Origin of the sequence: Fictibacillus sp. 5RED26, from assembly GCF_015903895.1 — a bacterium.
Lineage (GTDB): Bacteria > Bacillota > Bacilli > Bacillales > Fictibacillaceae > Fictibacillus > Fictibacillus phosphorivorans.
The window spans coordinates 1-21,099 of sequence record NZ_JACZDU010000013.1 but is presented as its reverse complement, the minus strand read 5'-3'; the positions used below and the strand labels follow the sequence as shown (position 1 = coordinate 21,099).

The window sequence follows — 21,099 nt, the reverse complement described above, 5'->3', positions numbered from 1 at the left end:
GCTTTTGCTCTTCTTTCGTGAAATAGTGGAGAAGTCCGTCGATAAGTTTTTAAAACCTTAACTGCTCTTTTGACAAAATCTTTGTTCTAAACCTGTTTATAATGGTTACACAAATTGGAAACGGGTGGTGTATGGGATGTGGCAAAAGGTGGAACAAGAAGTACTCGAACCGATTAGAGGAATGGTATGGGTAGAAAAGAGCCAGCAGGCGGTAACGAAGACGAGTAAGAGATGGCTTCAGATTTTGAACCAGAGCATTTTTAACTGGAGAATGCTGTTGTTTGGAATTGGTTTTTTGTTAGGACGAGCTATGATTCTAGCTGAGATGTCTCCATTTGCTTTACCTTTTGCGGCTAGTGTGTTCGTTTTGAGAAAAGAGCGGACAGGCATTGCTGTCTTTGCCATTTTGGCAGGAGCGATGTCACACCAACCGATGAACGCTTTGTTTTTTATTAGTGCATTACTCGTCTATGCAAGCCTTCAAAAAGGAGCAGATCTATTCATAAAGAATCGGATGCAAAGTCTTCCCCTATTGGTTTTCGGTTCTTCACTAATCACGCGAACCGTGTTCTCCATGTTTGGTGAAGGAGGATTAGAGCGGGTCGATACGATGCTTGCGTTAGTTGAAGGAGGCTTAAGCTTAGTCCTTACGTTAATCTTTCTTCAAAGCATACCGCTATTAACGAATAAAAAGATTCCACAATCATTAAAAAATGAAGAGATTGTCTGCTTGATGATCCTTCTTGCTTCTGTCATGACCGGGACGATCGGCTGGCAGATCAATGACGTTGCCGTAGAACATGTTGTTTCGCGTTACTTAGTGTTGCTGTTCGCCTTTGTAGGAGGAGCAGCGATCGGTTCTACTGTTGGTGTCGTGACAGGTCTTATCCTGAGCCTCGCACAAGTAGCAAGCTTGTCTCAGATGAGTTTACTAGCATTTTCTGGTCTTCTCGGCGGACTTTTGAAAGAGGGGAAACGATTCGGTGTAAGTCTCGGGCTTATCATCGGAACCGTCATGATCGGTTTGTATGGTGAAGGAAGATCTGAGATTACATCTACATTGATGGAATCAGGATTTGCTGTTCTGCTCTTCTTGTTAACACCGAAGACGGCCATCAGCAATATTTCAAAATATGTACCAGGTACAAGAGAACATTCCATGCATCAACAGCAATATTTGAAGAAGATTCGCGATGTTACCGCGAGTCGCGTTGAACGATTCTCAAGCCTTTTCCAAGCACTCTCACATTCGTTCCAATCCGTAGGTTCTTCTTTAAATGAGGAGGATAGTACGCGCGAGGTGGATCTTTTCTTAAGTAATATTACAGAGAAAACGTGCCAGACTTGTTTTAAGAAGGAACAATGCTGGGCGCAGAATTTCACAACGACTTACGACCTTATGACAAGGCTCATGGTGGAACAAGAAGATTATAGTGATATTAAGGATCGAAAATTAAAGCGAGAATGGGAAAAGCATTGTATCAAGCCAGAAAAGATAACCGACTTAATGAAAAAAGAACTAACGCAATATCGAGCTTCTCAAAAATTGAAGATACAAGTTCAAGAAAGCCGCCGGTTAGTGGCAGATCAGCTGATGGGTGTTTCACAAGTGATGGGTGATTTTGCAAAAGAGATCCAACGTGAACAAGCAAACCATCAAATTCAAGAAGAGCAGATCAAAGACTCTCTTGCTCAAGCTGGAATTGATATAGGTCACGTGGATATTTACAGTCTTGAAACATCTAATGTCGATATTGAAATGACGATTCCTTCTTGCAATGGTTCGGGAATCGCTGAGAAGCTGATCGCACCGATCTTATCTGACATTTTGGAAGAGACGATTCTCGTGACGCATGAAGATTGCGCGAACTATCCGACTGGCTTCTGTCATCTATCCTTTCATTCAGCGCGAGAATATGTGGTTGAGACAGGAATTGCTTCAGCAGCTAAAGGCGGGGCATGGCTTTCGGGGGATAGCCATTCGACGATAGAGATCGGTGCTGGAAAGTTTGCTGTTGCCATTGCAGATGGAATGGGTAACGGAGAACGAGCGTTCATCGAAAGCAATGAAACGCTGCAGCTTCTGCAAAAAATTCTTCAGTCTGGTATTGAAGAAGAAGTGGCTATTAAGTCAGTTAACTCTGTGCTCTCCTTACGTACGACAGATGAAATCTTCTCAACACTAGACCTTGCGATGATCGATCTGCAAGATGCATCTGCTAAGTTCTTAAAGATCGGTTCGACACCAAGTTTTATTAAACGAGGAGACCAGATCAAGACAGTCGAAGCAAGCAACCTTCCGATGGGCATCATTCGAGATTTTGATGTAGACGTTGTCGATGAACAGCTAAAAGCGGGAGATATACTCATTATGATGAGTGACGGAATCTACGAAGCTCCCCGTCATATCGAGAATATCGATGCTTGGCTAAAGCGTAAGATCAGAGAGATCGACACCGAAGACCCGCAAGAGATAGCAGATATCATCATGGAAGAAGTGATTCGTTCAGGGAATAACGGGATCGAGGATGACATGACGGTCGCTGTGACGAAGATTGAAAAGAACATTCCAAAGTGGGCAACTGTTCCTCAATATCCGAAAGTCGCGATCAATCGGAAGAAAGCTCAATAGTTTATGAGAATAAGAGGCCGTTCTTTTATGTGAAAAAGAACGGTCTTTTTTGTTTGTAGTCCCTTGCTGTTATAAGTGGACAGTATCTTGGCAAAAGTGGACAGTAAAATTCAACAAGTGGACAGTAAATGGGGAAGACTGGACAGTATTTATGTAAAAGTAGACAGTATTCACAATCCGACTTCCTTTAGTGATTATGTTTCGCGGGGTTCTCTGCGTATAAACCACCGCTTTCTTGACGAAGATGGTAATAGTTAAAATTCGTACTTGAGAGGGGTTAGCGTTATGCGAAACAAAGGAACGCTGCGTCAAATTTTGCTTATTACAGATGGGTGCTCGAACCAAGGTGAAGATCCGATCGCAATGGCGGCACTTGCTAACGAACAAGGAATAGCTGTGAATGTAATTGGCGTACTGAATGAGAATGCACCTGAGTATCATAGACAAGGTCTAAAAGAAGTGGAAGAGATCGCCATGGCAGGGGGTGGAATCAGTCAGGTTGTTTATACGAAGCAACTCGCACATACGGTTAAGATGGTGACTCAAAAAGCGATGGCTCAAACGATAAAAGGTGTTGTAAATGCAGAGCTGCAACAGATACTTGGAAGTCAGTCTTCGATGGAAGACCTCCCTCCAGACAAACGAGGAGAAGTTATTGAAGTTGTCGATGAGATGGGAGAGACCATGAACCTTGAGATCTTAGTTTTGATTGATGCTTCAGGATCCATGGAAGACAAGATGTTAACGGTTCAAGAGTCTCTGCTTGATCTGTCCATCTCGTTGAACTCGAGAATTGGAGATAACGAGTTTGCACTCTATGTTTTTCCGGGCAAGAGAACAGAGGCAGAAGAACTTTTAAGTTGGTCTTCTAAACTAGAATCGATCGGTAAAACATTTTCAAAGATATCACTTGGCGGAATCACACCGACAGGTCCAGCTATAAAAGAAGCTATAGCGGCTTTTGGTCGTAAACGATCGTCAAAAAGGAGATTCTTGTCCGATGATGCCCCAGGATATTCGAACGAGTCCGGTATGTAACTTAGTTGCTGGTGAAGAAATACGCGGTAAGTGGAATCACTCCAGATATCGGATTCGGCGCCGTTTAGGTTATGGAGCAACAGGTGCCGTCTATTTAGCTGATTCAGATCGAGGAGTGGTTGCCCTTAAGATCGGGCATGATCAGATGTCGATCACATCTGAAGTAAATGTACTGAAGCGTTTTTCTAAGGTCCAGGGGAAAGTCCTTGGACCTTCTTTAATCGATGTGGATGACTGGGTAACGCAGAGTACCACATACCCTTTTTATGCGATGGAGTATTTAAAAGGAGAGACGCTCTTTGACTTTATGAAGACAAAATCTCCGGAATGGGCTGGAATCCTTCTCGTACAGCTGCTTACGGATCTGCATACGCTTCATCAAGCGGGATGGGCGTTCGGTGACTTAAAGCCAGATAACCTTCTTGTGACGGGCCCTCCTTACCGAATTCGCTGGATCGATGTCGGAGGAACAACGGTGATGGACAGATCGATCAAAGAATACACCGAATTCTATGATCGAGGATATTGGGGGAAAGGAACGAGAAAAGCCGAGCCATCGTATGATTTATTTTCAGCTGGCATGGTGATGGTGAATTTAGCTTATCCTTCCCGATTTACGAAAAATGGAGATGCTGATAAACAGTTTCAAGCCAAAATTGCAGGCAGTCCAATGCTTAAACCGTATGCACCTATCTTACAAAAAGCATGGAACGGAAAATACCGATATGCAGAAGAGATGAGAAACGAGCTTGTTCTTTTGTTGAACGCTAACGATAAAGCGAAAACTCCTCAAGCGCATAGGAATTCGACGCAAAAACCTGCATCAAGACAAGCGCAAAAGAAAAAGAAAAGCAGCTTTATCGTAGAAACATTTTTAGTATTCACGTTTGTTTTTGTTGTGTACTTTTTTTACATGCTCGGTCAAACGATGTAAATAGTGTTCGTTCCTGCAATTCTTTGTTATGATTTTAAAAGGCATTTTCGTAGAACTTCGTTGCTCTTGGAAGTGGTTGCTTTCCGTTACAGGTTGCTCGCTTTCCGGGGGGCGTGCGTTGAGCCTCTTAGCGCTATGCGCTGTTAAGAGTCTCACCTGTCCCGCTGATTCCCCAGGAGTCTCACACCCCTTGCACTTCAATCAACTTGTTATTAAAGAGACCAAATGAACGATCTAACAGAGAAGAATATTTATATTCAGCCTATTCTTTTGGTTAACAAGTTCAACGAAAACAAGCCTTATTAAAAAACGGAAATGAAGGAGCGGTTTACGTTGCAGGAAGTGGAGAATTTTATTAAAAGACACCAGCTTCTTTCAGCCGCCCAAACTGTTGTGATCGGTGTTTCCGGAGGACCAGACTCTTTGGCATTGTTGCATTTTTTGTGGAGAAGGTCTTCGTTTTACAAAATCAAGATCGTTGCAGCTTCGTTCGACCATCGCTTAAGGGGCGACGAGTCGGCATCAGAAGTTGCATTTGTTAAGAGCTTTTGCGACGAGCGGAATATTGCATTTGAAGGTGATAGTGCGAATGTTGCAAGCTATCAAGCTGAACATAACTTGTCTCTACAAAACGCCGCTAGAATCTGTCGGTACAATTTTTTTGAAAAAGTGATGACAGAACATCATGCAGAAGCCCTTGCATTGGCGCACCATGGTGATGACCAAGTGGAAACGATGCTCATGAGAATGACGAGGGGCAGCGAAGGTTTTAGTGCAGCGGGGATTCCTGTGAAACGGCCGTTTGCTACCGGTAAAATAATTCGTCCTTTTTTAGGAATAACAAAAGACCAAATCGAGCATTATTGTAAAGTAGAAAACCTGTTTCCTGTTTATGATTCGAGCAATGAAAGTGACAAATATGTTCGAAATCGTTTCAGAAAAAAAATTCTGCCTTTTTTAAAACAAGAAAACCCTAACGTGCATGAAAGATTTCAGTATTTAAGTGAAACTATTTCAGAAGATGAAGCGTATATATTGAAACTGGCTGAAATAGAGTTAGAAAAGGTTTTAATCAGGCAAACAGAGGGGAAAATAGAGTTATCTGTATCCGCTTTTAACAAGATGCCTATTCCTTTACAAAAAAGAGGGATTACACTAATATTGAACTATCTGTATAAAATTAATCCTTCATCTCTTTCCTCTGTACATAAGGAAAACTTTCTTAGTTTGCTCGGAAGTGAGCATCCATCCGGAATGTTGCATTTTCCGTCAGGTTTAGTTGTCAGCCGAACTTATGACAGATGTTTGTTAAGTTTTGAGCATATCGTCGTCAAAAATGAGGAAGAGTCATATGACTTTTCACTAGAGCTGCCCGGTTATGTAGAACTGCCGAATGGACGTATAACTGCTGAAATAACAGATTGTGAACCCGCTCTACAAAGAGGAAAAGATGTTTTTGTGTTTTCAATGAAAGAGGTAGATCTCCCGTTACGAGTTCGCACCCGAAAACCAGGTGACCGGATGGCGATTGCCGGCGTCGGTTCTCGGAAATTAAAAGATATATTTATTGATGCTAAAGTGCCGCAGGAAGAAAGAAACGTTTGGCCGGTTGTTGTTGATGCAAACGGTAAGATCATTTGGCTTCCGGAGCTAAAACACATTAGACGTCATCAAATAAATCCATCAGAACTTTGGGTTATCCTACGCTTTCATAAAAAATCGCCATGACGTCTAGGAGGCTTGTTGAACATGCATGATGAAATTTTAGAAACACTTATTTCCGAAGAAGCTATTCAAAACAAGATTAAAGAACTTGGAAAAGAGCTTTCTGTGGAATATAAGGAACGCTTTCCATTGGTGGTCGGGGTTTTAAAGGGTGCTCTACCTTTTATGGCAGACTTGATCAAACGTATGGATATCCATCTTGAGATCGATTTAATGGCAGTGTCCAGCTATGGTGCATCTACCGTTTCTTCTGGTCAAGTTAAAATTGTTAAAGATTTAGATACTTCCTTAGAAGGTCGAGACGTTATCATTGTAGAAGATATTATTGACAGTGGTTTAACGCTCAGTTATCTCGTTCAACTGTTTAAGGCGCGTAAAGCGAAATCGGTTAAGATCGTAACTTTACTGGATAAGCCTACAGGACGTAAGGTTGATATCGCTCCAGATCTTGCTGGCTTCATCGTTCCTGATGCTTTTGTTGTTGGTTATGGGTTGGACTACATCGAGAGATACCGTAACTTGCCTTACATTGGCGTTTTAAAGCCAGAGATCTACGAAAAGAAAGACTAAAAAACCGCATAAGATTTGATTGTTCGCCTAAGGAGGTAAGGAATGAATCGCATCTTCCGTAATACTATATTTTATTTATTAATCTTTTTAGTTGTGGTTGGGGTTGTCAGCTTTTTTAACGGCAACAACAACGAAGTCAAAGAAATTCGTTATGATCAGCTGACTAAGTACATCGAATCAGGCAAAGTGGAAAGCATCGTTTACCAGCCTGAGGGTGGCGTATATGTTGTCCGCGGCCAGCTTGAAGGAGCTAAAGAAGGAGAAGTATTCCAAACGAATGCTCCGCTGACTGGCAACACACTGGCTGAGATTGAAAAGCTTGCTGATTCATCAAACGTAGAATTTAAACAGCAAGAACAGACGAGTGGCTGGGTGACGTTCTTCACCTCAATAATTCCGTTTGTCATTATCTTTATCTTATTCTTCTTCTTGCTTAACCAAGCACAAGGCGGCGGAAGCCGAGTAATGAACTTTGGTAAGAGTAAAGCAAAACTTTACAACGAAGAAAAGAAAAAGGTTACGTTTAAAGACGTAGCTGGTGCAGATGAAGAAAAACAAGAGCTAGTTGAAGTTGTAGAATTCTTAAAAGATCCGCGTAAATTCTCTGCGCTAGGTGCGCGTATTCCAAAAGGTGTTCTTTTAGTAGGACCTCCGGGTACTGGTAAAACACTTCTTGCACGTGCAGTAGCTGGAGAAGCTGGCGTTCCGTTCTTCTCGATCTCAGGTTCTGATTTCGTTGAGATGTTCGTCGGTGTCGGTGCATCACGTGTTCGTGACTTGTTTGAAAATGCTAAGAAAAACGCACCTTGTATCATCTTCATCGATGAGATTGATGCGGTAGGTCGTCAGCGTGGAGCTGGTCTTGGCGGAGGTCATGACGAGCGTGAGCAGACACTTAACCAATTGCTAGTTGAAATGGATGGTTTCGGTGCTAATGAAGGAATTATCATTATCGCAGCTACCAACCGTGCTGATATTCTAGATCCAGCCCTTCTTCGTCCGGGACGTTTTGACCGTCAGATTCCGGTTAACCGCCCAGATGTAAAAGGACGTGAAGAAGTACTTCAAGTGCATGCGCGCAACAAGCCGCTTGCAGAAGATGTTAACTTGAAAACGATCGCGATGCGCACTCCAGGTTTCTCTGGTGCAGATCTAGAAAACTTATTGAATGAAGCTGCTTTAGTAGCGGCTCGTACGAATAAGAAGAAGATCGATATGGATGACGTTGATGAAGCGATCGACCGTGTTATTGCAGGACCTGCGAAAAAGAGCCGTGTGATTTCTGAAAAAGAAAAGAACATTGTTGCTTATCATGAAGCGGGTCACACTGTTATCGGTTTAGTTCTTGAAGGAGCAGACACTGTTCATAAAGTTACCGTTGTCCCTCGTGGTCAAGCAGGTGGTTACACAGTAATGCTTCCGAAAGAAGATCGTTACTTTATGACAAAACCTGAATTAGAAGATAAGATCGTTGGACTTCTTGGAGGCCGTGTGGCTGAAGAGATCACGTTCAAGGAAGTTAGTACAGGAGCTCATAATGACTTCCAGCGTGCGACTGGAATCGCTCGCCGCATGGTAACAGAGTTTGGTATGAGTGAACGCCTAGGGCCGATGCAGTTCGGTTCATCACAAGGCGGTCAAGTCTTCTTAGGAAGAGACTTCAATAACGAGCAAAACTATAGTGATGCAATCGCGCATGAAATTGATTTAGAAGTTCAGCGTATCATTAAAGAATCTTACGAGCGCTGCCGTCAGATCCTTACTGAGCACAATTCTAAGTTAGAGATCATTGCTCAAACATTGCTAACTGTAGAAACGCTTGATGAAGAACAAATCAAAGAACTCGTTAAAACAGGTAAACTACCTGACAGAAAAACGATTTCTAACCCATCTGATGATGTTAAAGTAACACTTAACAAAAAAGATGAAGAGCCAAAACAAGATTAATTTCTAAAAGGACGCCTCAGTGATGAGGTGTCCTTTTTTTGTATTACTTGTTGCCTTTGAAAGTAGTTGATCTCCGCTCCAGGTTGCACGCTTTCCATGGGGCGACCGGTGAGCCTCCTGTCTAGTTGCAGTGACTAGCCCCTCGAGGTCAAAAGTTAAACGGTCAAGAAGGCAAAGTGCGCCTTCCAAGCCCATTTACCTTTTGCTTGTCGGGGCTGAACGAGTCACTTCCACTTTTCTGACTGCCGCTTTGCGCCATTAGGAGTCTCCAACTGTCTAGTTGCAGTGGCTAGCCCCTCGAGGTCAAAAGTTGAACAGTCAAGAAGGCAAACTGCGCCTTCCTAGCCCATTCAACTTTTGCTTGTCGGGGCTGAACGAGCCACTTCCACATTTCGGACTGACCGCTCGTCCCGTAGGAGTCGTCAACCTTACGCTACAATCAACTTGTCAATGAAGATAATGTGAAAACATCCATAAGCAACAACCCTTTAGAAAACATCTTTTTAAAAGAAAGTTTAACTCTTATGATTTCGTACTTTTGTCCTTTATCTGCAAGGATAAGCTAATAGGAGTGAAAGATTTGATACTACTAGAGAGGCAGCGGGTATTTTGAATTATTTTGTTCTTTTCCTCCACTGACAGGTTGATTGGAGTGTAGGGTGCGAGACTCCTGCGGGACAGGCGGGCAGGTGAGACACTTATACGTGAAACGTACGAATGTGGCTCACCGTCTGCCCCGCGGAAAGCGAGTACCTGTAACGGAAATCAACCACTTTCAACGCCCCCTTGAATAAGCGAAAAATTCCCAATAAGCCACCTTACTTTACTCCTATACGTTTTGTGTTATAACTATTATAGAAACTTAAGATAAGAAGCGGGGACAAATTCCATGATTTTTGTGTTTGATGTCGGAAATACGAATATTGTTTTAGGACTCTACGAGAATGATGAACTGAAGCATCATTGGAGAATTCATACATCACGTGAAAAAACAGAGGATGAGTATGGCATGCTTATACTCGATCTGTTCCGTCACGTTAATATCCATAAAGAACAGATTGAAGGAATCATTATATCTTCAGTCGTACCACCAATCATGTTTGCCTTAGAACGCATGTGTGTGAAATATTTTAACCAGCGTCCATTAGTGGTGGGACCTGGAATTAAAACGGGTCTTAATATTAAGTATGAAAACCCAAGAGAAGTTGGAGCCGATCGGATTGTTAACGCAGTTGCTGCTATTCATGAATATGATGCACCACTGATCATCGTTGATTTCGGGACAGCTACTACGTATTGTTATATCAATGAAAACAAACAGTATATGGGTGGAGCGATCGCGCCTGGAATAAATATCTCTACAGAAGCTCTTTATACGAAAGCGGCAAAGTTGCCGCGTATAGAGATCGCTAAGCCTGAAGGTGTTATTGGGAAGAACACGGTTAACGCTATGCAAGCAGGTATTCTATATGGATATGTAGGACAAGTAGAGGGTATTGTAAAAAGAATGAAAGAACAGTCTGAGGTTGAACCGAAAGTAATTGCGACCGGAGGACTTGCAAACTTAATTGCAGCGGAAAGCAACGTGATCGATCATGTTGATCCATTTTTAACATTAAAAGGTCTATTAATGATATACGATAAAAATAAGAATGGTTAAAGGGTGAGTTTTAATGAATGATTATTTAATAAAGGCCCTTGCGTATGACGGGCAGATCCGCGCTTATGCGATCTCTTCTACTGAGATGGTAAGTGAAGGACAGAGAAGACATGACACATGGCCGACAGCTTCGGCTGCTTTAGGAAGAGCGATGACTGCATCGACCATGATGGGTATGATGTTAAAGGGTGAAAACAACAGCATAACGGTGAAGGTTGAAGGCGGCGGCCCAATCGGAGTAATCATCGTAGACAGCAATACAAAAGGTGAGACACGTGGTTATGTAACGAATCCGCATACTCACTTTGAACTGAACAGCAAAGGAAAGCTGGATGTAGCAAGAGCGGTAGGAAAAGACGGATACTTATCAGTTCTAAAAGATATCGGAATGCGCGAAAAGTTCACAGGACAAGTGCCGATGGTTTCAGGTGAACTAGGAGAGGACTTCACGTATTACTTTGCTTCTTCAGAACAAGTACCTTCTGCAGTAGGTGTTGGTGTTCTCGTGAATCCGGATAATTCGATCAAGGCGTCAGGCGGTTTTATCGTACAAGTGATGCCGAATGCTTCGGATGCAATCGTTGATTTACTTGAAGAAAGAATCAACGCGATTCCTCCGATTTCTCGATTGATCGAAAAAGGAATGACACCAGAAGAAATCTTATTTGAGCTTTTAGGAGAAGATCAAGTCCAAATCCTTGAGAAATCCCCGGTACGTTTTCAGTGCACGTGCTCACATGAGCGCTTTGGACAGGCGATCGTAAGTCTGGGTGAACAAGAAATCTCAGATATTATAGAAGAAGATGGCCAAGCAGAAACGAACTGTCAATTCTGTAACGCCACTTATATCTTTACAAAAGAAGAACTTCAAACCTTGCTTGATCAAGCAAAAGCGTAAACCCGGACTTTTCTCCGGGTTTTGTTTTATACATGAAATAAAAATATCTGCGTACCATGGTAATAGACGATCTACGTATGCAATAAAATTGACAGAGTATTTCCAGGGTTGCTACAATTAATCCAATAAAAATACTCGGTTTTAGGAGTGATGGCAAATGGCAAGAGTGGCACAATCGATAACAGATCTGATCGGTCAAACACCTGTAGTGAAATTGAATCGCATCACATCAGAGGATATGGCAGATGTTTACCTAAAGTTAGAGTTCATGAACCCGGGAAGCAGTGTGAAAGACCGTATCGCATTAGCGATGATTGAAGATGCAGAGAAAAGCGGAAAATTGAAACCAGAAGATACGATTGTTGAACCTACTAGTGGCAACACAGGAATTGGTTTAGCGATGGTTGCTGCAGCAAAAGGATACAAAACAGTTCTTGTCATGCCTGAAACGATGAGTTTAGAAAGAAGAAACCTTTTGAGAGCTTATGGAGCGGATCTTGTACTGACTCCTGGACCAGAGGGAATGGGCGGAGCGATTAGAAAAGCAGAAGAACTAGCGAAAGAAAAAGGCTACTTCATGCCACAACAGTTTAAGAATGAAGCGAACCCTGCTATTCATCGAAACACGACTGGTCAAGAGATCGTCTCACAATTCCCAGATGGACTCGATGCGTTCGTTTCTGGAATCGGCACGGGTGGAACAATTACAGGTGCAGGTCAGGTTTTAAAAGAGAAATACCCAGACATAAAGATCTATGCGGTAGAACCAACTGATTCTCCTGTATTATCTGGCGGTAAACCAGGACCGCACAAGATTCAAGGAATTGGTGCAGGTTTTGTGCCGGATATCCTAAAAACAGACATCTATGATGAAGTGTTAACCATCTCAAACGATGAAGCTTTCGAATGGGCGAGAAAAACAGCGCGTGAAGAAGGGCTTTTAGGCGGTATCTCTTCGGGTGCAGCCATATCGGCAGCGTTAAAAGTCGCTAAAAAGCTTGGAAAAGGCAAAAAGGTATTAGCCATCATCCCAAGTAACGGGGAACGTTACTTAAGTACGCCGCTATACCAATTTGAAGACTAATTCCTTAAATGAGCCTCCCTTTTTGGGGGGCTTTTTTATTATGTTTGGAGTATAGGGCTAAGAAATTTGGTGTTTAAGCCCTCAACATTGCTCCATTAGTTGGTTTACTCTCTTACAGAGCTTTTTCTAAAACAATTCTCATTTTTTCCTTACTGCACAAGGTCATCATTCCTAAAGACTTTCGAAGTGGAGATAATACCCATGTAAATGCAGGAAATTGGGAGAAAGGTGTGCCAAAGTGAAACACCTCATGTACAATGTAAGCAGAAGATTTTTGGGAGAGTGACCATATGGGGATGAACAAAAAATGGCATGTCATGCATTCATGTATACCTCTATCTAAAGAAGAGTGGTTTTACAAATATAAATCATTAGCGGCAACTGAACCTCGCCACGTTTTGCTGGAGAGCGGGAGAACAGGAAAGTATAGCATTATCGGACTTTCTCCGTTTGCCGAAGTCACTGGAAAACAAGATGTATTAACAATAAAAACAGATGAAGGCTCGACTGTTTTAAAAGGGCCTATATATGAGCAGTTTCAGAACTGGTTCAAAGATTTTGATGTGGAGCGAGTAGAAGGACTTCCAGACTTTACGGGTGGAGCGATCGGCTATTTGAGCTATGATCTGACACGCGAGTTTGAAAAACTGCCAGCAACTTCAGAAGATGATTTACGTCTTCCAGATTTGTACTTCTTGCTGTTTAGAGATGTGTTTGTTTATGAACATGAAACGAGTATGTTATGGATGATAACGCTGACTGAAAATAAGGATGACTCTTATTGCATAGACAAGCTGCGAGCTTATAAAGAAATGTGGGAAGCACCGTTTTCTGCTTCTACAGAAGTGGATCAAGAGAACCTGAACTACTCTATTGAAGATTTTAAACACGTTACAATGACAGAAGATGTTTTTGTAGACGCGGTTAAAAAGATTAAACGATATATTTCTGATGGCGATGTGTTTCAAGTGAATCTTTCTGTTCGTCAGTCAAAGGCTCTACGAACAACTCCTTTAAACATTTATGAAGAATTGAGAAGAATCAACCCATCTCCATATATGAGTTACTTAGAAACACCAGACTTCCAGCTAGTTAGTGCTTCACCTGAACTTTTAGTAAAGAAAAAGGGTGACCTGATCAGCACGCGTCCGATAGCGGGAACACGGCCGCGTGGCAGAACAGAGGAAGAGGATATCGAACTTGCAAATACGCTGATCCAAAATGAAAAAGAACGAGCTGAACATGTGATGCTCGTCGATCTTGAACGAAACGATCTTGGAAAAGTTTCGGTTTATGGCAGCGTGAATGTGGATGAGTTCATGGTGATTGAAAGGTATTCACACGTGATGCATATTGTCTCGAATGTAGTGGGCACATTACGGCCAGAATTTGATGCGTTTGATTGCATCAAAGCGACATTCCCAGGTGGTACGATCACGGGCGCTCCAAAAGTGAGAACGATGGAGATCATCGAAGAATTAGAACCCGTTCGAAGAGGTGTATACACTGGAAGTATCGGATGGATTGGTTTTAACGGCGATACGGAAATGAATATCGCAATTCGGACGATGGTATGTCAAAATGAAACTGCACACGTTCAAGCGGGTGCGGGTATCGTTATTGACTCCATACCTGAAAGTGAGTACAAGGAGAGTTTAAAAAAAGCAGAGGCGCTGTGGCGTGCCAAAGAGCAGAGTGAGCTCGGGTCAATTTTGGTATAAGACAGCACATGAGAGGAGAAGAGACGAGATGATTTTAATGATTGATAACTACGATTCTTTTACGTACAACCTCGTTCAGTATTTAGGTGAGATGGGTGAGGAGCTTGTCGTAAAACGTAACGATGAGATAACGATTCAGGAGATCGAGCAATTGAATCCAGATTTCTTAATGATTTCTCCGGGACCATGTTCTCCGAATGAAGCAGGTATCTCCCTAGAAGCGATCTCCCATTTTGCAGGGAAGATTCCCATTTTCGGAGTTTGCTTAGGTCATCAATCGATCGCGCAAGTATTCGGCGGAGATGTTGTGCGTGCAGAGCGATTAATGCACGGTAAGGTGTCCCCTGTCCTTCATGACGGAAAGACGGTATATAACGGGCTTCCGCAAGAGTTCCCAGCAACACGCTATCATTCATTGATCGTAAAAAGAGAAACACTGCCTGATTGCTTTGAGATTTCTTCTTGGACAAGTGAAGGAGAAATCATGGGGATTCGCCATAAAGAGCTTCCAATCGAAGGCGTTCAATATCATCCGGAGTCCATCCTAACGGAAGACGGAAAGAAATTGCTTAGAAATTTTATTGATTACTATAAAGGCAAGGAAGTTACATGTACATCTATTTAAATGGAAAAGTGGTTTCCAAAGATGATGCTATGATCTCACCGTATGATCATGGCTTCATGTATGGCTTAGGGGCGTTTGAAACATTCAGAACCTACGATGGTTTTCCTTTTTTAATCGACGAACACTTGAAGCGGCTGCGTGAAGCGTTGAACGAATTAAATATTGATCTTGTTATAGATTCAGACACTGTTATTGAGATGGTGAGTACGCTTCTAGCTAAAAATAAGATGGATGACGCTTATTTTAGACTGAACGTATCAGCGGGCGTGGGTGATATCGGATTGCAGACGGAGCCATATATGAAACCTGTTGTTATTCTGTATACAAAGCCTCTCATGAAAACTAATGCAGTAGCCGAAAAAGAGTTGGTTCAACTCAAGACGAAACGGAATACGCCAGAAGGTGAAAAGCGGCTGAAGTCTCATCATTATTTAAACAGTATCTTGGGCAAAAGAGAGCTTTCTAACATGAATCAAGAAGGCATTTTCCTGACTCGAGAAGGCTATATCAGTGAAGGGACAGTATCAAACCTTTTTTGGTACAAAGATAACATGCTCTTTACCCCTCACACGTCCACTGGGATTTTAGAGGGGATTACAAGAAAATGGGTCATGCACGCATCTAAACTGTTGAACATTCCTCTAGAAACGGGGAATTATAATATAGAGACCTTAACGGAAGCCGATGAAGTATTCCTGACAAACTCGATACAAGAGCTCGTTCCAGTCAGTCATTTTCAAGATACAACGTTCTCTGGAGCTGAAGGTGAAATGTATCAGAAGTTTAGGGAACTCTACATGAAACATACGAAGAAACAATATAGAAGTATTTGATGTTTTTTGAAAGGATAGATCCTCCATGCACGAAATGATGCTAAAGCAGCAAAAAATGAACTGCGGTGAGTACGTACTTGATTTTTCAAAAAAAACATATGTGATGGGTATTCTTAATGTAACTCCGGATTCATTTTCGGATGGCGGGCATCACAACCGAATCGAACAGGCAATCCATCACGCGAAGCAGATGGTGAAAGACGGCGCTGATATGATTGATATCGGTGGAGAATCTACTCGGCCGGGTGCAGATAAAGTTCCGCTCGAACAAGAGTTGGAACGTGTGATTCCTGTGATAGAAGCATTAAGAAAAGAAGTGAACGTTCCGTTGTCGATTGATACGTATAAAGCAGAAACTGCCTATCAAGCGATAAAAGCAGGTGCTCATATCATCAACGATGTGTGGGGAGCCAAATTTGATCCGGATATGCCAGGTGTGATGGCCGAGACGAATGTTCCAGTCGTCCTCATGCATAATCGTTTTGATACGAACTACCAAGAATTCATGCCGGATGTAATTGCAGATTTAGAGCATAGTATTGCGATTACGGTGAAGACAGGCGTTAATCCTGACAATATCATCCTAGATCCAGGTGTTGGTTTTGTGAAAACGTTCGAACAAAACCTTGAAACGATTAGAAGACTGAATGAAATTGTTCAGATGGGCTATCCTGTTTTATTAGGAACTTCACGTAAATCGATGATCGGCAAGGCCCTCGATCTGCCAGTGGAAGAGCGCGTGGAAGGAACAGGTGCGACAGTTTGCCTCGGTATTGAACGTGGTTGTTCGATCGTTCGTGTTCATGATGTAAAAGAAATGAGCAGAATGACAAAGATGATGGACATCATGCTCAAAAAAGGAGCGGTGTCTCATGGATAAAATGTATGTGAACGGTATGAAGTTTTATGGCTATCACGGTGTGTTTAACGAAGAGCAAAAGCTTGGACAGCGTTTTAATGTGGACGTAGTATTATCAATGGACCTTTCCCAAGCGGGACTGTCCGATGAACTAGACAATACAGTCAACTATGGAGAAGTGTACGGAGCTGTTAAAGAAATCGTAGAAGGTGAGCCGGTCAAGCTTTTAGAGACATTGGCTGAAGCGATCTCTGCTTCTATACTTGGAAAGTTTACTATGGTTGACGAAGTGATGGTCAGAGTGATCAAACCAGATCCTCCGATCCCTGGGCATTATGAATCGGTAGCCGTTGAGATCACAAGGGGACGTCTATAGATGGTCGGTAACAACATTGCTTATCTATCTGTCGGTTCCAATATGGGAGATAGAGAAGGGTTGCTGAAACAAGCCATTTCTCTATTAGAAGAGCTTGCCGACATAAGTATTGAATCTGTTTCTTCGATCTACGAGACAGATCCAGTAGGTGTGACGGATCAGCCATTATTCTTAAATTTAGCATTAAAACTCAAAACCTCCCTTTCTCCACAGGCGCTTTTGAGTAAACTGCAAGACGTAGAGACGAAACTAGACCGGAAAAGGGTTCAAAAATGGGGACCGCGAACAATAGACCTTGACATTTTATTGTATAATAGTGTAAGTATACAGACGGAAGAGTTAACCATTCCGCATCCACGTATGCTTGAAAGGGCGTTTGTTCTCATACCTCTAAGTGAAATTGCTCCAGATGATATTTACCCGGAGAATTCAATTTCGTTACATCAAGTCCTTTGCGAACAAAGAGATAAAGAAGGTGTACGCATATGGAAGAAGACCGACTGGGAAGACGCATCCGTGCGTTCAGAAAGTTAAAAGGTTATACCCAAGAACAGCTTGCTAAAGACATCGGAATCTCAGTTTCGGTTCTTGGTGAGGTGGAAAGGGGCAGCCGAAAGCCTAAAGGAGATCTGCTTAAAAGAATAGCAGATCAATTCAGCATTAACGTAGAAGAATTACAATAAGTAATCGATATATAGAGACAGTAAAAGGAACGAGGTGATCGTTAACTTGAAAATCGGAGATATTACTTTGAAGAATCCAGTAGTTCTAGCACCGATGGCTGGTGTGTGTAATCCTGCTTTCCGTTTGATCGCAAAAGAGTTCGGTGCCGGGCTCGTTTGCGCAGAAATGGTAAGTGACAAAGGGATTCTCCATGAGAACGAAAGATCTTTAAAGATGCTTTATGTAGATGAACGTGAAAAACCACTTAGCCTGCAGATCTTTGGAGGAGAACGTGAATCTTTAGTTGCTGCGGCTAAATACGTAGATAAAAATACGAACGCAGACATTATAGATATCAATATGGGATGCCCGGTTCCGAAAATCACAAAATGTGATGCGGGAGCAAAGTGGCTGCTGGACCCAGACAAGATTTATGAGATGGTAGCGGCTACGGTTGATGCTGTTCAAAAACCGGTAACTGTTAAAATGCGTATCGGTTGGGATGAAGATCATATCTATGCTGTTAAAAATGCTCAAGCAGTTGAACGTGCCGGAGGAGCCGCTGTTGCTGTACATGGCCGTACGCGTGTTCAGATGTATGAAGGAGTAGCGGATTGGGACATCATCGGTGAAGTGAAGAAGAATGTATCTATTCCGGTTATCGGTAATGGTGATATCTCTTCCCCTCAAGAAGCGAAAGACCGCATGGATCAATATGGAGTAGACGGAGTTATGATCGGAAGAGCTGCACTTGGTAACCCGTGGATGCTTTATCGCACCGTTCAATATTTAGAGAACGGAATCATCGCACCTGAACCTACTGCTCGTGAAAAGATGAACATCTGCATGCTTCATATGGATCGTTTAATCGACCTTAAAGGTGAAGATGTTGCTGCGAGAGAGATGAGAAAGCATGCAGCTTGGTATCTTAAAGGCCTGCCTCAAACGGGTTCTGTTCGAAATGAGATCAACCAGATGACTACTCGTGAAGAAATGAGTAAACTATTGTTTGGTTATGTAGATCAATTAGAAGAAATACAAAAAATCAGCTAACACTAGCAACATACAGCCAGATCATCAGATGACTGGCTGTTGTTTGCTTAAATGCAACAGATTCAGCATCCGGTGTTTTTATTATAATGGAGGAGGAATAGCTTATGGCTATGCTCAAACTCACCCAAGAAGGCACTAGGAATCTAGAAAAAGAACTACAATACCTATCAAAACGTAAAAAGGAATGCCGAAACACGTCAGAAAAAGAATTCATTCATAAGCGGGTGTCTGAGATAAAAGATATTTTAGCTCAATCTGTCACATGGCCAATGGTTAGGGAACCGGGTTACCATGTAGAACCCGGCTCAACCATTACTATAGAAGATACAGTTTACAAAGAACGGTACACGTATACGATCGTACATCCTTTTGAAGCTGATCCCCGTGAAAATATGATTTCTGTTCAGTCTCTCATTGCAAAAGCTGCGATTGGAAAAACTGTACACGCGACATTTACTGTTACTGTTCCTTTCGGCGAAGATTTATCTTATACCATACTTGATATTCAAAACTGCTAAAAGCTAGGAGTGTTCCCATGAGCCAAGAATTAGAATTAAATGACTTGCTTCGTGTTAGAAGAGAAAAATTAGCTGCATTAACTGAAAAAGGAGTAGATCCTTTCGGTACAAAGTTCGACCGTACACATACTGCAGCGGATCTTGTTTCTGAATACGGAGAAAAAGAAAAAGAAGAACTTGATAATGAAGAGATCTCAGTAACTCTAGCGGGTCGTATCATGACAAAACGCGGAAAAGGGAAAGCTGGATTTGCTCACATTCAAGACTTGTCTGGAAAGATTCAGATCTATGTAAGATTAGATGCTGTTGGTGATGAGCAGTACGAACTATTCAATACGATCGATATCGGTGACTGGGTAGGCGTAACAGGACTTGTCTTTAAAACGAAAGTAGGAGAACTTTCTATTAAAGCGAAGGATTTTCAGTTACTAACAAAATCCCTGCGTCCACTGCCCGATAAGTTTCATGGACTAAAAGATGTTGAACAGCGCTACCGTCAACGTTATGTAGATCTGATCATGAACCCGGAAGTAAAAGATACGTTTATTTCTCGTTCAAAGATTATCCGTTCTATGCGCCGTTATTTAGACGACAATGGTTATCTAGAAGTAGAAACACCAACTATGCATTCAATCCCTGGAGGAGCTTCAGCGCGACCATTCATCACGCATCATAATGCACTTGATATGGAGCTTTACATGCGAATCGCAATCGAGCTTCACCTTAAGCGCCTTATCGTGGGTGGACTAGAGAAAGTGTATGAAATCGGCCGTGTATTCCGTAATGAAGGAGTGTCAACTCGTCATAATCCTGAATTTACGATGATCGAGCTGTATGAAGCATATGCAGATTACCTTGATATCATGGAATTAACGGAGAATTTAGTCGCACACATCGCAGAAGATGTCTTAGGCACAACAACTGTAACTTACGGAGATTATGAAGTAGATCTTAAGCCGCGTTGGAAAAGAGTACACATGGTCGATACGATTAAAGAAGCAGCTGGCGTAGACTTCTGGCCAGAAATGACAGATGAAGAAGCGCGCGCTCTAGCTAAAGAACATAATGTACCTGTAAAAGAGAACATGTCTTACGGTCATGTTGTAAATGAATTCTTTGAGCACTTTGTAGAAGAAAAACTGATTCAACCTACATTCGTGTACGGTCACCCAGTTGCAATCTCACCTTTAGCGAAGAAGAATCCTGAAGATCCTCGCTTTACTGATCGATTTGAACTATTTATCGTTGGCCGTGAGCATGCGAATGCATTCTCTGAGCTAAACGACCCGATTGATCAGCGTGAGCGTTTCGAAGAACAATTAAAAGAACGCGCTGAAGGTAATGATGAAGCGCATATGATGGATGAAGACTTTGTAGAAGCACTTGAATACGGTATGCCTCCTACAGGTGGACTAGGAATCGGAATCGATCGTCTAGTGATGCTGTTAACAAACTCACCATCTATTCGTGACGTACTATTATTCCCGCAAATGCGTCATTCTGAGAAATAGTTAAGACCAAAAAGCCAGCACTGTGCTGGCTTTTTGGTTTTATGAGGAAGTAGGAATAGGAATTCGGAAAACGAGTATCATAATTAGGGTGTGATTCAAGGGTTATCATCTTACTATATCTTGTATTAAAAAGTGATTTGAGCGCTGTATCTTGTACATGCTGTAAACCCTTGAAAAACAGCTAAATAAAAGTTATCTTTTTTTCGGTAAAACTATTGTACAAGAGCGAAAATGATGGTATATTATTCTTCGTCGCAAGGAATACTGACATGTTGATGAGCTTCACATAAACGATTAAAAGTTTTTGAAAAAAGCTGTTGACAACGAGGGTTGCGACATGGTAACCTAATAAAGTCGCCAAAACGAGCGGCTAACAAAAACGAAACACACAGTTCTTTGAAAACTGAACAAAAGAAATAGGTAAGGAATTAAGAATTAATTCCGTCAGTTTT

Annotated in this window: 19 protein-coding genes; all 19 read left to right on the top strand. The window is 42.1% G+C overall.

Translation table 11 applies throughout. The annotated features are described in order from the left end of the window. The first annotated feature begins 136 nt into the window (after positions 1-136). The 19 genes from spoIIE to lysS all read left to right on the top strand — a co-directional run bounded on the left by spoIIE (position 137) and on the right by lysS (position 20,647). Positions 137-2,632, top strand: coding sequence for a stage II sporulation protein E (spoIIE, locus tag IHV10_RS21705; RefSeq protein WP_197134449.1), 2,496 nt, complete (start codon positions 137-139; stop codon positions 2,630-2,632). Between the two features lie 285 nt (positions 2,633-2,917). Then, positions 2,918-3,670 carry a vWA domain-containing protein gene (locus tag IHV10_RS21700; protein WP_197134447.1) on the top strand — a complete coding sequence of 251 codons (753 nt, stop codon included), beginning with the start codon at positions 2,918-2,920 and terminating at the stop codon, positions 3,668-3,670. Then, positions 3,633-4,604 carry a serine/threonine protein kinase gene (locus IHV10_RS21695; protein WP_197134445.1) on the top strand — a complete coding sequence of 324 codons (972 nt, stop codon included), beginning with the start codon at positions 3,633-3,635 and terminating at the stop codon, positions 4,602-4,604. The genes IHV10_RS21700 and IHV10_RS21695 overlap by 38 nt, the downstream gene beginning before the upstream one ends. A 342-nt stretch (positions 4,605-4,946) precedes the next feature. Next, the gene (gene tilS / locus IHV10_RS21690) at positions 4,947-6,332 is read left to right on the top strand and encodes a tRNA lysidine(34) synthetase TilS (protein WP_370629688.1); all 1,386 of its coding nucleotides are present in this window, start codon (positions 4,947-4,949) and stop codon (positions 6,330-6,332) included. 21 nt (positions 6,333-6,353) lie between these two features. Further along, on the top strand, positions 6,354-6,899 hold the full coding sequence (gene hpt, locus IHV10_RS21685) for a hypoxanthine phosphoribosyltransferase (RefSeq protein ID WP_137792156.1): 546 nt from the start codon (positions 6,354-6,356) through the stop codon (positions 6,897-6,899). Between the two features lie 42 nt (positions 6,900-6,941). Next, positions 6,942-8,846: an ATP-dependent zinc metalloprotease FtsH gene (gene ftsH / locus IHV10_RS21680; RefSeq protein ID WP_197134428.1), complete on the top strand. Its 1,905-nt coding sequence runs from the start codon at positions 6,942-6,944 to the stop codon at positions 8,844-8,846. Between the two features lie 889 nt (positions 8,847-9,735). Then, the gene (locus IHV10_RS21675) at positions 9,736-10,506 is read left to right on the top strand and encodes a type III pantothenate kinase (RefSeq protein ID WP_197134426.1); all 771 of its coding nucleotides are present in this window, start codon (positions 9,736-9,738) and stop codon (positions 10,504-10,506) included. Positions 10,507-10,519: 13 nt separating this feature from the next. After that, positions 10,520-11,404 (top strand): Hsp33 family molecular chaperone HslO, encoded by an 885-nt coding sequence (hslO, locus tag IHV10_RS21670; protein ID WP_197134424.1) that lies wholly within the window; start codon positions 10,520-10,522, stop codon positions 11,402-11,404. 157 nt (positions 11,405-11,561) lie between these two features. After that, positions 11,562-12,488: a cysteine synthase A gene (cysK, locus tag IHV10_RS21665; RefSeq protein ID WP_197134422.1), complete on the top strand. Its 927-nt coding sequence runs from the start codon at positions 11,562-11,564 to the stop codon at positions 12,486-12,488. Between the two features lie 296 nt (positions 12,489-12,784). Next, a complete protein-coding gene (locus tag IHV10_RS21660) occupies positions 12,785-14,209 on the top strand; it encodes an anthranilate synthase component I family protein (protein WP_197134533.1) in 1,425 nt (474 codons plus the stop codon). Between the two features lie 28 nt (positions 14,210-14,237). Then, positions 14,238-14,834 carry an aminodeoxychorismate/anthranilate synthase component II gene (pabA, locus tag IHV10_RS21655; RefSeq protein ID WP_197134419.1) on the top strand — a complete coding sequence of 199 codons (597 nt, stop codon included), beginning with the start codon at positions 14,238-14,240 and terminating at the stop codon, positions 14,832-14,834. Further along, complete coding sequence (gene pabC / locus IHV10_RS21650) at positions 14,819-15,667, top strand: aminodeoxychorismate lyase (protein ID WP_197134417.1); 849 nt, start codon at positions 14,819-14,821, stop codon at positions 15,665-15,667. The genes pabA and pabC overlap by 16 nt, the downstream gene beginning before the upstream one ends. A 34-nt stretch (positions 15,668-15,701) precedes the next feature. After that, positions 15,702-16,547: a dihydropteroate synthase gene (gene folP / locus IHV10_RS21645; protein WP_370629687.1), complete on the top strand. Its 846-nt coding sequence runs from the start codon at positions 15,702-15,704 to the stop codon at positions 16,545-16,547. Further along, positions 16,540-16,902, top strand: a complete 363-nt coding sequence (folB, locus tag IHV10_RS21640; protein ID WP_197134412.1) for a dihydroneopterin aldolase — start codon at positions 16,540-16,542, stop codon at positions 16,900-16,902. Before folP ends, folB begins: the two co-directional genes overlap by 8 nt. After that, a complete protein-coding gene (folK, locus tag IHV10_RS21635) occupies positions 16,903-17,436 on the top strand; it encodes a 2-amino-4-hydroxy-6-hydroxymethyldihydropteridine diphosphokinase (RefSeq protein ID WP_197134409.1) in 534 nt (177 codons plus the stop codon). Continuing rightward, on the top strand, positions 17,388-17,585 hold the full coding sequence (locus tag IHV10_RS21630) for a helix-turn-helix domain-containing protein (protein WP_197134406.1): 198 nt from the start codon (positions 17,388-17,390) through the stop codon (positions 17,583-17,585). The genes folK and IHV10_RS21630 overlap by 49 nt, the downstream gene beginning before the upstream one ends. A 46-nt stretch (positions 17,586-17,631) precedes the next feature. Beyond that, positions 17,632-18,618 carry a tRNA dihydrouridine synthase DusB gene (gene dusB / locus IHV10_RS21625; protein WP_255520121.1) on the top strand — a complete coding sequence of 329 codons (987 nt, stop codon included), beginning with the start codon at positions 17,632-17,634 and terminating at the stop codon, positions 18,616-18,618. 104 nt (positions 18,619-18,722) lie between these two features. After that, positions 18,723-19,136 carry a GreA/GreB family elongation factor gene (locus tag IHV10_RS21620; RefSeq protein WP_197134403.1) on the top strand — a complete coding sequence of 138 codons (414 nt, stop codon included), beginning with the start codon at positions 18,723-18,725 and terminating at the stop codon, positions 19,134-19,136. Between the two features lie 17 nt (positions 19,137-19,153). Then, positions 19,154-20,647, top strand: coding sequence for a lysine--tRNA ligase (lysS, locus tag IHV10_RS21615; protein ID WP_197134400.1), 1,494 nt, complete (start codon positions 19,154-19,156; stop codon positions 20,645-20,647). Positions 20,648-21,099: the final 452 nt, after the last annotated feature.

What these genes read in the sequence shown, in the direction of transcription:
- spoIIE (WP_197134449.1), top strand. Translation starts at nt 137, where the DNA reads ATGTGGCAAAAGGTGGAACAAGAAGTACTCGAACCGATTAGAGGAATG.
- IHV10_RS21700 (WP_197134447.1), top strand. Translation starts at nt 2,918, where the DNA reads ATGCGAAACAAAGGAACGCTGCGTCAAATTTTGCTTATTACAGATGGG.
- IHV10_RS21695 (WP_197134445.1), top strand. Translation starts at nt 3,633, where the DNA reads ATGATGCCCCAGGATATTCGAACGAGTCCGGTATGTAACTTAGTTGCT.
- hpt (WP_137792156.1), top strand. Translation starts at nt 6,354, where the DNA reads ATGCATGATGAAATTTTAGAAACACTTATTTCCGAAGAAGCTATTCAA.
- ftsH (WP_197134428.1), top strand. Translation starts at nt 6,942, where the DNA reads ATGAATCGCATCTTCCGTAATACTATATTTTATTTATTAATCTTTTTA.
- IHV10_RS21675 (WP_197134426.1), top strand. Translation starts at nt 9,736, where the DNA reads ATGATTTTTGTGTTTGATGTCGGAAATACGAATATTGTTTTAGGACTC.
- hslO (WP_197134424.1), top strand. Translation starts at nt 10,520, where the DNA reads ATGAATGATTATTTAATAAAGGCCCTTGCGTATGACGGGCAGATCCGC.
- cysK (WP_197134422.1), top strand. Translation starts at nt 11,562, where the DNA reads ATGGCAAGAGTGGCACAATCGATAACAGATCTGATCGGTCAAACACCT.
- IHV10_RS21660 (WP_197134533.1), top strand. Translation starts at nt 12,785, where the DNA reads ATGAACAAAAAATGGCATGTCATGCATTCATGTATACCTCTATCTAAA.
- pabA (WP_197134419.1), top strand. Translation starts at nt 14,238, where the DNA reads ATGATTTTAATGATTGATAACTACGATTCTTTTACGTACAACCTCGTT.
- pabC (WP_197134417.1), top strand. Translation starts at nt 14,819, where the DNA reads ATGTACATCTATTTAAATGGAAAAGTGGTTTCCAAAGATGATGCTATG.
- folP (WP_370629687.1), top strand. Translation starts at nt 15,702, where the DNA reads ATGATGCTAAAGCAGCAAAAAATGAACTGCGGTGAGTACGTACTTGAT.
- folB (WP_197134412.1), top strand. Translation starts at nt 16,540, where the DNA reads ATGGATAAAATGTATGTGAACGGTATGAAGTTTTATGGCTATCACGGT.
- folK (WP_197134409.1), top strand. Translation starts at nt 16,903, where the DNA reads ATGGTCGGTAACAACATTGCTTATCTATCTGTCGGTTCCAATATGGGA.
- IHV10_RS21630 (WP_197134406.1), top strand. Translation starts at nt 17,388, where the DNA reads ATGGAAGAAGACCGACTGGGAAGACGCATCCGTGCGTTCAGAAAGTTA.
- IHV10_RS21620 (WP_197134403.1), top strand. Translation starts at nt 18,723, where the DNA reads ATGGCTATGCTCAAACTCACCCAAGAAGGCACTAGGAATCTAGAAAAA.
- lysS (WP_197134400.1), top strand. Translation starts at nt 19,154, where the DNA reads ATGAGCCAAGAATTAGAATTAAATGACTTGCTTCGTGTTAGAAGAGAA.